Origin of the sequence: Pseudomonas sp. D47 (assembly GCF_045447305.1) — a bacterium.
Taxonomy (GTDB): domain Bacteria; phylum Pseudomonadota; class Gammaproteobacteria; order Pseudomonadales; family Pseudomonadaceae; genus Aquipseudomonas.
In genome coordinates, this window is the sequence record NZ_JBJGXU010000069.1 from 16,130 (window position 1) to 28,753 (window position 12,624).

Annotated in this window: 17 protein-coding genes; 12 read left to right on the forward strand and 5 right to left on the reverse strand. The window is 58.0% G+C overall.

The window, feature by feature from the left end:
- Nucleotides 1-55 precede the first annotated feature (55 nt).
- Complete coding sequence (gene oprI, locus ACI77I_RS27675) at nucleotides 56-307, reverse strand: outer membrane lipoprotei OprI (RefSeq protein ID WP_003172710.1); 252 nt, start codon at nucleotides 305-307, stop codon at nucleotides 56-58.
- A 611-nt stretch (nucleotides 308-918) separates the two neighbouring features.
- Between oprI and ACI77I_RS27680 the strand changes: the two genes are divergently transcribed.
- Complete coding sequence (locus tag ACI77I_RS27680; RefSeq protein ID WP_003189869.1) at nucleotides 919-1,200, forward strand: GNAT family N-acetyltransferase; 282 nt, start codon at nucleotides 919-921, stop codon at nucleotides 1,198-1,200.
- Between the two features lie 139 nt (nucleotides 1,201-1,339).
- On the opposite strand, the gene ACI77I_RS27685 is transcribed toward ACI77I_RS27680, so the two are convergent.
- Nucleotides 1,340-2,416 (reverse strand): 3-deoxy-7-phosphoheptulonate synthase, encoded by a 1,077-nt coding sequence (locus ACI77I_RS27685; RefSeq protein WP_406999354.1) that lies wholly within the window; start codon nucleotides 2,414-2,416, stop codon nucleotides 1,340-1,342.
- A gap of 136 nt (nucleotides 2,417-2,552) precedes the next feature.
- Entirely contained in the window at nucleotides 2,553-2,987 is a 435-nt protein-coding gene (locus ACI77I_RS27690) for a PilZ domain-containing protein (RefSeq protein ID WP_406999356.1), read from the reverse strand.
- Between ACI77I_RS27690 and ACI77I_RS27695 the strand changes: the two genes are divergently transcribed.
- The 5 genes from ACI77I_RS27695 (at nucleotide 2,986) to cysB (ending at nucleotide 6,901) form a co-directional block, all read left to right on the forward strand.
- Nucleotides 2,986-3,372, forward strand: coding sequence for a thioredoxin (locus ACI77I_RS27695; protein ID WP_094952448.1), 387 nt, complete (start codon nucleotides 2,986-2,988; stop codon nucleotides 3,370-3,372). The genes ACI77I_RS27690 and ACI77I_RS27695 overlap by 2 nt on opposite strands.
- Nucleotides 3,369-4,322 (forward strand): putative 2-dehydropantoate 2-reductase, encoded by a 954-nt coding sequence (locus tag ACI77I_RS27700; protein ID WP_094952447.1) that lies wholly within the window; start codon nucleotides 3,369-3,371, stop codon nucleotides 4,320-4,322. The genes ACI77I_RS27695 and ACI77I_RS27700 overlap by 4 nt, the downstream gene beginning before the upstream one ends.
- A 15-nt stretch (nucleotides 4,323-4,337) precedes the next feature.
- A complete protein-coding gene (locus tag ACI77I_RS27705) occupies nucleotides 4,338-5,255 on the forward strand; it encodes a 5'-nucleotidase (RefSeq protein WP_094952446.1) in 918 nt (305 codons plus the stop codon).
- A gap of 66 nt (nucleotides 5,256-5,321) precedes the next feature.
- Nucleotides 5,322-5,822 (forward strand): universal stress protein, encoded by a 501-nt coding sequence (locus tag ACI77I_RS27710; RefSeq protein WP_263274764.1) that lies wholly within the window; start codon nucleotides 5,322-5,324, stop codon nucleotides 5,820-5,822.
- Between the two features lie 104 nt (nucleotides 5,823-5,926).
- Nucleotides 5,927-6,901 carry an HTH-type transcriptional regulator CysB gene (gene cysB, locus ACI77I_RS27715; protein ID WP_094952444.1) on the forward strand — a complete coding sequence of 325 codons (975 nt, stop codon included), beginning with the start codon at nucleotides 5,927-5,929 and terminating at the stop codon, nucleotides 6,899-6,901.
- Nucleotides 6,902-6,906: 5 nt separating this feature from the next.
- On the opposite strand, the gene ACI77I_RS27720 is transcribed toward cysB, so the two are convergent.
- Nucleotides 6,907-7,389, reverse strand: a complete 483-nt coding sequence (locus ACI77I_RS27720) for a GreA/GreB family elongation factor (RefSeq protein WP_242155128.1) — start codon at nucleotides 7,387-7,389, stop codon at nucleotides 6,907-6,909.
- Between the two features lie 5 nt (nucleotides 7,390-7,394).
- Nucleotides 7,395-7,766, reverse strand: a complete 372-nt coding sequence (locus ACI77I_RS27725) for a hypothetical protein (protein WP_406999358.1) — start codon at nucleotides 7,764-7,766, stop codon at nucleotides 7,395-7,397.
- A 131-nt stretch (nucleotides 7,767-7,897) separates the two neighbouring features.
- Here ACI77I_RS27725 and earP point away from each other — a divergent pair, with 131 nt between their 5' ends.
- The 6 genes from earP to ACI77I_RS27755 all read left to right on the forward strand — a co-directional run.
- A complete protein-coding gene (gene earP / locus ACI77I_RS27730; protein WP_406999360.1) occupies nucleotides 7,898-9,037 on the forward strand; it encodes an elongation factor P maturation arginine rhamnosyltransferase EarP in 1,140 nt (379 codons plus the stop codon).
- Nucleotides 9,038-9,231: 194 nt separating this feature from the next.
- Nucleotides 9,232-10,551 carry an integrase gene (locus ACI77I_RS27735; protein WP_161799312.1) on the forward strand — a complete coding sequence of 440 codons (1,320 nt, stop codon included), beginning with the start codon at nucleotides 9,232-9,234 and terminating at the stop codon, nucleotides 10,549-10,551.
- A 9-nt stretch (nucleotides 10,552-10,560) separates the two neighbouring features.
- Entirely contained in the window at nucleotides 10,561-10,857 is a 297-nt protein-coding gene (locus tag ACI77I_RS27740; RefSeq protein ID WP_048729218.1) for a type II toxin-antitoxin system MqsR family toxin, read from the forward strand.
- A 5-nt stretch (nucleotides 10,858-10,862) separates the two neighbouring features.
- Nucleotides 10,863-11,264, forward strand: coding sequence for a type II toxin-antitoxin system MqsA family antitoxin (locus ACI77I_RS27745; RefSeq protein WP_048729234.1), 402 nt, complete (start codon nucleotides 10,863-10,865; stop codon nucleotides 11,262-11,264).
- Between the two features lie 456 nt (nucleotides 11,265-11,720).
- Nucleotides 11,721-12,059: a hypothetical protein gene (locus ACI77I_RS27750; RefSeq protein ID WP_406999363.1), complete on the forward strand. Its 339-nt coding sequence runs from the start codon at nucleotides 11,721-11,723 to the stop codon at nucleotides 12,057-12,059.
- A gap of 330 nt (nucleotides 12,060-12,389) precedes the next feature.
- The coding region (locus tag ACI77I_RS27755) for a hypothetical protein (protein ID WP_406999365.1) at nucleotides 12,390-12,624 on the forward strand (235 nt) is incomplete at its 3' end.

The window sequence follows — 12,624 nt, forward strand, 5'->3', positions numbered from 1 at the left end:
CAATAAAAAAGCCGACCCAAGAATGGGTCGGCTTGATAACAACCCCGAGGGATTATTACTTGCGGCTTGCTTTTTCAAGCATGCGCAGAGCGCGCTCGTTAGCTTCGTCAGCAGTCTGTTGTGCTTTTTGAGCAGCAGCCAGAGCTTCATCAGCTTTACGGTAGGCTTCGTCTGCACGAGCCTGGGAGCGAGCTGCTGCGTCTTCAGTTGCAGTCAGACGAGCTTCGGTTTCTTTGGAGACGCTGCTGCAACCGGTAGCCAGAACTGCGGCCAGAGCCAGAGCAGAGAATTTCAGAACGTTGTTCATCGTGTTCCCCTTCAAGGACTTTCTATTAAATGGCTACTTTCTCAGAGTGAGCTGATAGCCGGCGTACATACTACTCATTACTTGTAGTAAGTAAACTGACGTAGCGCAAGAAGCAAAAAAAATTCTTGTGCCGATTCTATTTTGGCTAATCTTTTGGCGGTTTGTATAAAAACCATCCAGATTTTTTCATTCTGACGGGAGCTGGGTCCAAGCTGAAAGGTCCGGCCCGCATGTGTCAGTGCGGCTAAACAGGTAAAGATTTATATATCCACGTTGACACTTATTTTCAGTTGGCCTTTACCGCCCCCGGCATCTTTTGCGCATGTAGAGGTGACTTTAAGAGCGCCAGTTCGTCTCAAGCTTCAACTGCCGGCAATGTTCAGGCTATCGATCTCTGATTGATCGGAGCCCTTTCTGTAACCGCCAGCGGTAGGGGATGACGAGTGCGCCTTGAGCAATTTCAGGATTGGTGCCTACTATTCCCTACGTGCTGGTTGTGAGCGCTTAGGTTTTCTCGTTGTCGAAACCGGCACGGGGTGGCGTAGATGTTCCTTCGCCGGAAAAACATCGGTAAGGTAGGGGTCGAAATCCAAGACCCGCGAGGAGTAGTGATGAGCGAGGCGTTGTCCATCCACCATGACCAGGCTGGTCATCAGTTCGAGACCAATGTGGACGGTCATCGTGCCTATCTGACCTATATGGACCTCGGGAAGCAAACCCTGGATATCTATCGCACTTTCGTGCCCAACGCTCTGCGGGGCCGTGGTATTGCGGCGGCATTAACCGAGGAAGCGTTGAAGTTCGCCGAAGAGGCTGGCTACACGGTGATCCCGTCCTGCTCCTATGTCGAACGCTACATGGAGCGCCATCAGCGCCATGCCGCGAAGCTCTGAATATTGAGTAAGGCGGGACGCGGAGCGTCCCAGGCTGCATACCCACGCAGAGCGGGGGAGCGATCAACCGCTGCATGAAAAACGCCGGGCTAAGCCCGGCGTTTTTGTGTGCGCTCGATTCAAATACAGGAGCAGTGATTCAAGTGCGTTTGCGTTTGGGCAATACGTCCTTGAGCTTGGCGTGCATGCTGCGCAGGGTGGTCTCGGTGGCGGACCAGTCGATGCAGGCATCGGTGATCGACACGCCGTACTGCAAGTCGGCCAGGTCTTTTGGAGTCGCCTGGCAGCCCCAGTTCAGATGGCTCTCGACCATCAAGCCGATAATCGACTGGTTGCCTTCGAGGATCTGGTTGGCGACGTTTTCCATCACCAGCGGCTGCAGGGCCGGGTCCTTGTTGGAGTTGGCGTGGCTGCAGTCGACCATGATGTTCGGCTTGATCTTGGCCTTGCTCAATGCCTGCTCGCAGAGCGCAACGCTGACCGAATCATAGTTGGGCTTGCCGTTGCCGCCGCGCAATACCACGTGGCCATAGGCGTTGCCTTTGGTGGTGACGATGGACACGCCACCTTCCTGGTTGATACCCAGGAAACGGTGCGGGCTGGACACTGATTGCAGCGCGTTGATCGCAACCGTCAGGCCGCCGTCGGTGCCGTTCTTGAAGCCCACGGCCGAAGACAGGCCGGACGCCATTTCACGGTGGGTCTGGGATTCGGTGGTGCGCGCGCCGATGGCCGACCAGCTGATCAGGTCCTGCAGGTACTGCGGCGAGATCGGGTCGAGTGCTTCGGTGGCGGTGGGCAAGCCCATTTCGGCCAGGTCCAGCAGCAACTGACGACCGATGTGCAAGCCGTCCTGGATCTTGAACGAGTCGTCCAGGTACGGGTCGTTGATCAAACCTTTCCAGCCGACGGTGGTACGCGGCTTCTCGAAATAGACGCGCATCACCAGGTACAAGGTGTCGGACACTTCAGCCGCCAGCACTTTGAGGCGCTCAGCGTATTCGTGGGCGGCCTTGAGGTCGTGGATCGAGCAAGGCCCGATCACTACAAAGAGGCGGTGGTCAGTGCCGTCGAGAATGTCACGGATGACTTCGCGGCCCTTGGTCACGGTCTGCAGGGCAGCGTCACTCAGGGGGATTTCGCGCTTGAGCTGATCGGGTGTGATCAGCGTCTCGTTGGATTCGACGTTTAGGTCATTGATCGGTAAATCAGCCATCGTGTTACTCGTCAGGGTCACGGGTGCCGGCCGCCAGCCATCCCCGTGCGGCGGAGCACAGCATGATTTGAATGCAGGGGCAGGGGCAGGAACCTTAGCGCGTAACACGGGCCCGCGACAATGGGCAAAGCCGGGTTTAATCCAGCGCTGGCGCCACAACCGCCGCATGGGAGAACTCACCCGCATGGCGCGAGACCCACTCGCGGGCCATGGCTTCGAGTTCTGCAGGCGACGGCTCGGTGTGTTCGTGCAGGCGGCAGTAGCGTTCGATCTGGCACACTTGTTCACCCATTCGCGCACCGAACAAGGCGTGCTCATCGGTAAAAGAGATACCGACGCGATAGCCCTTTTCGACCTTGCGGCACCAGGCTACATAGCCCTGATAACGGGCGCTGGGGCCCAAGGAAGGGATACGCAGATCAACCGCCGTACCCTGGCGCCAGGCACGCGGGCAATTGCAGGCGACGCCGCCCAGGCCGATAGTGTGCAGGCGTTGGCGGGCAATGGCAGGAGCGGGACGTTGGATTAACTCGACAGCGACATCATCAGGGTGAGGTAAAAAACGACCCATGTACACGGACTCCGAGCACCGTCCAATTGACGGCAGCAGCAGCAGTATAGTGAAGGAACTGGAATTGACCGACCTGGATATTGACCAGCAGTTGCTGGGATTGCCAGGTATTTCTCTTGTAGTGTTTACCAGTGTCGGCTGTTCCAGTTGCCGCTGGGCACGTCAGCAGTTGCCGGGTTGGCGCTTGCCGCTGGACCGCGTGTGCTGGGTCGATGCCGGGCACAACGGCGGTGCGGTCGAGCGCTACCAGATCTTTCATTTGCCCGCGTTGTTCCTCGTGTGCGAGGGTCAATTTCTTGGGCAATTACAGACACGTCTTACCCATACCGACCTTACCGAAGCGATTAATCAAGCCCTTACCCGTACTCCAGAGGAACTGCCATGACAGCACAGTCGCCCCGCATCGGCATTATTGGCACCGGCGCTATCGGTGGTTTTTACGGCGTGATGCTGGCGCGTGCCGGGTTCGATGTGCACTTTCTGTTGCGCAGCGAATACGCGGCAGTCAGCGAGCACGGCCTGCACCTCAACAGCACGCTGCATGGCAAGTTGCACCTGCACCCGGTGCAAGCCTATGCCCGCGCTGCGGACATGCCAGCGTGCGATTGGCTGCTGGTAGGCACCAAATCCACCGGCAATGTGGACCTCGCGCCCACCATCGCCCAGGTTGCCGCGCCGGATGCCAAGGTGGTGCTGCTGCAAAACGGCCTCGATGTCGAAGACAGCCTGCGCGAACACCTGCCGCCGTCGCTGCACCTGCTGGGCGGCCTGTGCTATATCGGCGTGCACCGCTCCGGGCCGGGCGTCGTCGAGCACCAGGCCTTGGGCCGGGTGAATCTGGGCTATCACAGTGGCACGGCGGCCAACGATGAGACGCGTCAGAAGGCGATTGTCGAAGAGGGCGCCGCGCTGTTTCACAAGGCTGGTATCGAGTCCCAAGCCATGGCCAATGTGCACCAGGCGCGCTGGCACAAGTTGGTGTGGAATGTGCCGTACAACGGCCTCTCCGTGCTGCTGGGCACCGGCACCACCGCGATGATGGCCGATGAATCCAGCCGCGAGCTGATCCAGGCATTAATGGCCGAAGTGGTCAAAGGTGCGCGTGCCTGCGGGCATGAAATACCCGCCAGTTACGCCGAGCAGATGTTCGCCATGACCGAAACCATGGACGACTACCTGCCCAGCATGTACCACGACCATGTGCACAAACGCCCCTTGGAACTGGCGGCGATCTACGCCCGGCCATTGGCCGCTGCGAAAGCGGCGGGGTGCGAATTGCCACGTATGCAGGCGCTGTATCAGGCCTTGAGTTTTATTGATCGGCACAACCGTTGATTCGGGGGAAACACCATGGCAAAGGGATTGGGCGACAAGCTGGTACTGGCGATTTCGTCGCGGGCACTGTTCGACTTGAGCGAGAGCCACAAGATATACCTGGCCGAAGGTGTGGAGACTTACCGCCAATACCAGATCGAACATGAGGAGGAAATTCTCGAGCCCGGCGATGCCTTCCCGCTGGTCAAGAAACTCCTGAGCCTCAACGCCAGCCTGGGCCGCGCCCGGGTCGAGGTGGTGCTGGTGTCGCGCAACAGTGCCGACACCGGCTTGCGCGTGTTCAACTCGATCCAGCATTACGGCCTGGACATTTCCCGCGCCGCGTTTGTCGGCGGGCGCAGCCCTTATCCTTATCTGGCCGCCTTTGGTTGCCACCTGTTTTTGTCGACCCATGCCGAAGATGTGCGCAGTGCGTTGGATGCCGGGTTTGCGGCGGCGACCATTCTCTCGGGCGGCCCGCGTCGGGCCTCGAGTGAAGAACTGCGGATTGCCTTCGACGGCGACGCAGTGCTGTTTTCCGATGAGTCTGAGCGTGTCTATCAGGCGGGCGGCCTGGCGGCGTTCCAGGCCAGCGAGCGCGAGTCGGCGCGCGAGCCTTTGCACGGTGGTCCGTTCAAGGGGTTCCTGGCGGCCCTCAACCTGTTGCAGCGTGAGTTTGCCGACGAGGCTTGCCCGATCCGCACCGCGCTGGTCACCGCGCGCTCGGCACCGTCCCATGAGCGGGTGATTCGCACGTTGCGCGAATGGGACATCCGCCTCGACGAATCGCTGTTCCTCGGCGGCCTGGAGAAGGCCGCGTTTCTGGAGGCGTTCGCCGCCGATGTGTTTTTCGATGACCAGGCCGGTCATTGCGAGAAAGCCAGGGAAGTGGTGGCCACCGGGCATGTGCCCCATGGCATCAGTAATGAGTTGAAAATCCACACTGAGAGCTAAGCCGAACTCCCGTAGGCGCTGCTAAGCTCATTCAATCCCCGCCATCCTGGCCCTCCAGGAGGTTCTATGATTCGTTCGATGCTGTACGCCACGGATCTTGGTCTGTATGCGCCCTATGTCATGCAACATGCGCTGGCACTGGCCCGAACGTTCAAGGCGGATTTGTATGTGATTCATGTGGTCGAGCCGATTGGGCTGTTCGCCGAATCGGTGTTGCAGAGCTACCTTGATGAGAAGGCCTTGAGTGAATGGCAGAGCCAGGGGCTGACCACGGTGATGGCGACGATCGAGCAGCGGGTGCTGGACAGTTTTCGCGAGGAGTTGGGGGAAGGGGAGCAAGACCTGGAATTGATTCGCTCGGTGCGGGTGATCCAGGGGGACCCGAGCGAAGTGATTCTCGACCAACTGCGCAAACTTTCCGTCGACCTGTTGATCGTAGGTAGTCATAGCCACGCAACCGCAGCGGCCACACCGCTTGGACGCACCGCTGCACGGGTGTTGCAGCTGTCTACGGTGCCGGTTTACCTGGTGCCGTCGTTACAGCGTCGACGCAGTGATGACATCTGAGCGGTAAAAACGATAAAAAAGTTCTAGATTTATCCGTCTAACCTTTAATATAGTTATATACCGTCGCTGATACCCGTGGCGTCTATCTGCTTTGAGGGATACATATGAAGCTTCAACAACTGCGCTACATCTGGGAAGTGGCGCACCACGACCTCAACGTTTCCGCTACCGCTCAAAGCCTTTACACCTCGCAACCCGGTATCAGCAAGCAGATTCGCCTGCTCGAAGACGAGCTGGGCGTCGAAGTGTTCGCACGCAGCGGCAAGCACCTGACCCGCGTCACCCCGGCTGGCGAGCGCATCATCACCACCGCCGGCGAGATCCTGCGTAAAGTCGAAAGCATCAAGCAGATCGCCCAGGAATTCTCCAACGAGAAGAAAGGCACCCTGTCGATCGCCACCACCCACACCCAAGCGCGTTATGCGCTGCCGCCGGTGATCCGCGATTTCATCAAGCAGTACCCGGACGTCGCCCTGCACATGCACCAGGGTTCGCCGATGCAGATCGCCGAGATGGCCGCTGACGGCACCGTCGATTTCGCCATCGCCACCGAAGCCCTCGAGCTGTTCGGCGACCTGGTGATGATGCCGTGCTACCGCTGGAACCGTTGCGTCGTGGTGCCACAAGGTCACCCGTTGGCCAAGCTGCCGAAACTGACCCTGGAAGCCTTGGCGGAATACCCGATCGTGACTTACGTGTTTGGGTTTACCGGCCGTTCCAAGCTCGACGAAGCCTTCAGCCATCGCGGCCTCACACCGAAAGTGGTGTTCACCGCTGCCGACGCCGACGTGATCAAGACTTACGTTCGCCTGGGCCTGGGCGTGGGCATCGTCGCCAAGATGGCGGTCGACACCACCCTCGACAAGGACCTGGTCGTGCTCGACGCCAGTGAACTGTTCGAGTCCAGCGTGACCAAGATCGGCTTCCGCCGTGGCACGTTCCTGCGTGGCTTCATGTGCGACTTCATCGAGAAATTCGCGCCGCACCTGACCCGCGAAGTCATGGCCAAGGCGATCCAGTGCCACAACAAGCAGGAACTGGAAGAGTTATTCGACGGCGTAGAACTGCCGGTTCACTGAGTGGTTTATCTGGCCTCGGTAACCGTAAAGTGTTGCCGAGCGCCCGCCACCAGAATCTCCACCTCATCCCCTTCGAACTTGCCCAACAGGCTTTTGCCCAGGGGCGAGCGCGGGGTGATGACGGTCACCGGTTGCCCAACCACATCGACCTTCAAGCCTGCCGCGTCCGGCGCCAGAAACAGCCATTGCTGGCGACCGTTTTCGTCTGCCAGGCCCAGCAGCGCGCCGACTTCTATCCCGCGTTGCTCATCGTAAGCCCGTAGCTGCAGGTTCTGGCACAGCGCCAGCGACTGCTTGATTTCCTCGACCCGTTTGGCTTGCCCGGCCGCCAAGTAGGACGCCTCCAGCCCGAGCGTGTCGTACTTGTTTTCGGCGATGTTTTCTTCGTGGGTCGCGGTCTCGTAGGCGGTCTGCGCGGCACGTTGAGCGATGTCGAGATCGACAGTGAGTTTTTCCAGGATCAACTGGAGGACAGCGTGCTTATTCATGGGCATCAATCGCAGAATTGCAGGACATTCGCCTTGCTCTTTTCATTGGGCGCGTTCTGGTCCTGTTGCAGCCAGAACTGGCATTTGGGGTTGGCCAGGTTGCGCGCGTTGTTGCGCGCCTGGTCCAGGGTTTGCTGCTGTTCCTGCTTACGCAGGTTTTCCTGGTACTGCTCGAACATGCGGTTCGGCGGTTCAGGCGCCACAACGGTGGCGGGCTTGCCCAATTGCTGAACGGCCTGAGCCACCGGCGCCAGGCTTTGCGGGAACACATAGCGCGACGCCAGCCAGGTGGTCAGCACAATGGCGATAAACCCCAGCCAAAGGCCGAACGCCACTGCAATACTGAGCTTGAACAGCGACAACGAATGATCAGACATGATGGCCTCCTGGCGGCATTTACGGCGTGGTGGCGATTGTCGCACAGCCACTGTGCAGAATAATCGCGATCAAGCCTTCTGCATCGGCGCATTTATGCGGACAATCGAGCCTTTGAGCGTTGGAGCCCGGAATGAAAGCCCGCTGGGATATTTTTTGCAGCGTCGTCGACAACTACGGCGACATTGGCGTGACCTGGCGCCTGGCCCGGCAACTGGTGGTGGAGCACGCGTGTGAAGTGCGCTTGTGGGTCGATGACCTGCGGGCCTTCGAGCGCATGTGCCCCGAGGTTGATGTGCAGCGCGACCAGCAGTGGCAGGAGGGCGTGGAAGTGCGTCACTGGCCGGCGCAGTGGCGCGATACACCCTCTGCTGACGTGGTTATCGCCGCGTTTGCCTGCCAATTGCCGCCCGAATACATGGAAGCCATGGCCGTGTGCGAACGCACGCCGTTGTGGATGAACCTGGATTATCTGAGCGCCGAAGACTGGGTAGTGGGTTGCCATCGCCTGCCGTCGGTGAAGTTCAAGGGCGTGCAGAAGTACTTCTTCTTTCCTGGCTTTCGCCCGGGTACAGGTGGGCTTTTACGCGAACGCGGGTTGTTGGCGCAGCGTCAGGCCTTTCAGCAGGATCGCGCTGCGCAGCAACAATTCCTGCAAGCGCTGGGCGTGTTTCCGGCGGCGGGTGCGCGTTTGATGTCGTTGTTCGCCTACGAAAATGCCGGGCTCGCCAGTTGGCTGGACGTGCTGGCGACGGACGGGCGTGCCACTCATCTGTTGGTGCCGGAAGGGCGCATCCTTGGCGATGTGCAGCGCTGGCTCGGTGTAGAAGGGCTGGCGGCGGGAGCGGTGCATCAGCGCGACGCCTTGACCGTGCAGGTGCTGCCGTTCGTGCGCCAGGAGCAATATGACCGCCTGCTGTGGTGCTGCGACTTCAACGCCGTGCGCGGCGAAGACTCGTTCGTGCGCGCCCAATGGGCCGGGCGGCCGTTGCTGTGGCACATCTATCGCCAGGACGAAGACATCCACCTGGATAAGCTCGATGCCTTCCTGCAGCTGTACACGGCGGCCTTGTCGCCCGCCGCCAAGGCCGCCGTGGTTGCTCTTTGGCAAGCCTGGAACGTTGGTGGCGATATGGCACAGCCGTGGAAAATGCTGCTGGAGCACTGGCCGCAGGTGTGTCAGAACGCCCAGGCGTGGTGTCTGGAACAAGGCTTGCAGGCCGATCTTGCGACGGCGCTGGTACAGTTTTATGAAAGTTGGTTCGGGCACTGAGGGAACCCAATGGATACTGGGAGATTCCTACTGTGTGCGCCAAGCCTGCTACAACGCTGCTACAAACTGTCCTTGCCCGTCCTTATCTGTACAGGAGGGAGGGTGTCTACTACCTGCGGATGAGGACCGTTGGGTCTACCAAAGGACTCTTTACGGTATCCTTGCGAACCACCGAACGACCACAGGCGACAGAGTTGACCAAAGACATCCTTGCGGCCCTTGCAGTGTTCCACCTCGATAGCCCCGAAGCATCCTGGGCAGACATCAAGGCGCGGCTCTCAGAGGTCGCACAGAACGCCCTGACAGTGGCCCACACAGACGCCTCTCTATCGGCCTATGAGTCGATCTACGAGGACCTACAGGTAAATCTGAGCATTGCCACGGCTCAACAGCCCTTCACCCTTAATCAACACCGAGGGGCTGTAGGTGCCCAAAGGATTCTGGCTGCTGCCGTTAAGCGCATTAAGGGCGACTCACGGGACCTTGTGGACATTGTGGACGACCTCGAAGGTTTAGTAGGGACTGGCCCCGCTGAATCCCTTAGGGCAACCCGTGAGCCGCTCCACTGGGATGACTTGTGGCCGCTGTACCTCAAAGAGAAAGAGGGCGACGTTAAGAAGTCCACGTTGGATGGGTACAAGACCAACTACGCCCAGGTTGGGGAAGCGCTTGAAGTCACCGGCCTATCAGACCTCAGAAAGCACACTCGCGAAGACCTCATAGCGATGCGTGACGAACTCTTAGAGACTCGCAAGCCTCTGACAGTGAACAACACGCTAACGCACTTTGCCTCTGTGATGAATTGGGCCGTGAATAATGATTACCTCACGAAGGCCTACACCTCAAAGCTCAAGCTCAAGAAGGGCGCTGAGAGTGAGCGTATTCCGTTTGAGCGCGCCCAGGTGCAAGCGTTGGTGACTCACGCGGCTTCTCTACCTGCTGATAGCTGGGAACGCTGGTGTATGGTTCTACTGGCGATCACTGGGGCACGATCACGTGAAGTAACCCAGCTGACCCGTAAAGACATCCATGAGGTGGACGGTGTGATGTGCATCAACATCCGTGAGGACTCTGAAGGTCAGTCTGTTAAGAACAAGCACAGCGTTCGTGTGGTGCCTCTGGTTGATGGTGTCTTAGGGTTCGACCTTGAGGGCTTCTTAACGGCTCTCGACAGTCCTAAACCACCTCTTCCGGTCTATCACGGCGTGGATAACGTACAGGCTCGTAAAGGCCTGGGCTTAATGGTCCGTAAGGCTCTCCCCGACAAATCACCACATCAGACACTCCACTCCCTGCGGCACCACATGGCGTCCTCATTCAAGGTCAAAGGGGTTCCTGTAGCCTTCGCACAGGCGCTCCTGGGACACGCAAGCGGGACAATCACCTATGACACCTACGGCGGTGCAGTGACACCAATAGGGACCCTTGTGAACGTCATTGAGGGGGTCTTTGCTACGCAAGAGGAAAGGGTGTCGGAATTAACCTACTTGCCAAATAAAAACCTATTAGGTTAATATTCGGTCATGGAGAAGAAGACACCCCACTGCAAGCTAACTACCGTCAAGGCCCTGATTGAATCCGGGAAGGTGCGCACAACGAACTCTGCACGAGTTGGTGCCGATGCCCTTAACCTTGACCTTTCCGATATGCTGGCCGTGGTAATGGGCCTCTCACCAATGGATTTTTACAAGAGCATGACCACCTACGCCGACCACACGATATGGCAAGACGTGTATAGGCCACGCACGAAGGCGGGGAATGTATACCTGAAACTCACGGTTATCGAAGACGTGCTAATCGTGTCCTTCAAGGAGCTATGAACACCATGAAATGTCCTGTTTGCGGCGCTGCGGGTTTGGTACATGACACCCGCGATGTGCCCTACACGTACAAGGGCGAAACCACAGTGATTAAGAACGTGACGGGGGAGTTCTGCCCGTCTTGCTCTGAGTCGGTCTTAGACCTTGCGGAATCAGATCGGGTCATGAAGGAGATGCGCGCGTTTTCCAAGAGAATCAATGCGGACCTCGTTGACCCTGGCTACATCACGAAGGTGCGGAAGAAACTCGACTTGGACCAACGGGAAGCCGCTGAGATATTCGGGGGAGGGGTCAATGCGTTCTCGCGTTATGAGAACGGCAAGACCAAGCCACCATTGGCGCTCATAAAGCTTCTTAGAGTTCTCGATAGGCACCCTGAGTTACTCAACGAGGTTCGCACGGCTTAGGGTCGATCCTCACGGCGACTACCGGTATCATTTGGGGCTTTCTAAAGGGAGCTTCGCAATGTTCAGACGGTTGTTTGGTGTCGCCGCGCGATGTGGGCTCACAGCTACCACGCTTGTCTACGCCGTGGCTACTCAGGCAGTTGACAGAAAGGTATTCCAAGGCGAGCAGCTACAGGCTGAAAGTGCAGCGGTTCGAATCTATAGCAACGCGGAAGGCCTTCCGGGTGGGCGCGACGGTAGAGAGCTGGTAGCTGTCCGCTGCTATCGGGTAGATGAGGACAAGAAGTTAGCGGGTTTAGAGATCGTAGCGGACCTACGCCGTCAAGCATATTGGCATCAGGCGAATGCCCTTTCCGAAATTGAATGGTTCACTCCAACAATTGAGCGTGGGCCGTGGTGTAATTACGCTCTCGGCGCCAGGGCAATTTCGATTAGAACAAATGGTGAGTAGCAAACATGAATACACCCAAGCTCTATACAGACACCTACCAGCTGTTCAAGCTCCTGAAGGCTCAGGGAGGCATTCAAAGTATGCGAACTCACTCAGACTTCGCCAGGACCTTGGAGAAGGGGCTTGATGAGCTTGTGGAGTCTGGTGTGGTGGTTCTAAGTGCAACCCAATGGACGGCCAACGGTCAGGTCGTAGCTGAAGAGACTTACCACAGAGAGGATGGGAAGAGCTTTACAGGTATTGCCTTCGGCTCCTGGTTTTGCCTCGCTATGGCACTGAAAGTCAACAAGCCCGAGGTACGTCAGGCCCTTTCGGATTACCTGAAGAAGAACCCTATCTACTGAGGTAGGTTTCTTTAATCAATAAAAACACATTTAATGTGTTGACAGCATAGAGCTTCCTCGGTAGATTGAGCGCCTACACCGCTTCCAAGCGGTTTCTTAAAGGCTACAAACACATATTTAATGTGTTTTTATAAGCGGTGCGGTGAAGGTGGTTTTAAAACACCCACTTAAAGCGCATCACGCAATCGATCACTTACGGCAATCGACAAGTTCCCCACCGCTGACAAGGAAGCCTTGCCGGTCAAGCCCGCAGACATTGAGGAAGACCCCGAGGTCCTTAAGGCCGGGAAGAAAGCCGCATCGACTGTGTACCGCAAGGACCGGGCCCGAGTGAGCCGCCGTCTGTCCTATGAGTTCATCGTAGAGCAGGCCACAAAGTTCTCCGAATACGAGGCCATTTACTTCCCATACAACCTCGACTGGCGGGGCCGTGTTTACGCCATTCCTTCGTTCAACCCACAAGGCAACGACCTGACCAAGGGCCTCCTGATGGCTTCCATTGCGGAGCCTGTAGGCAAGGACGGCATTGAGTGGCTGAAGATCCACGGAGCCAACTGCGCAGGGG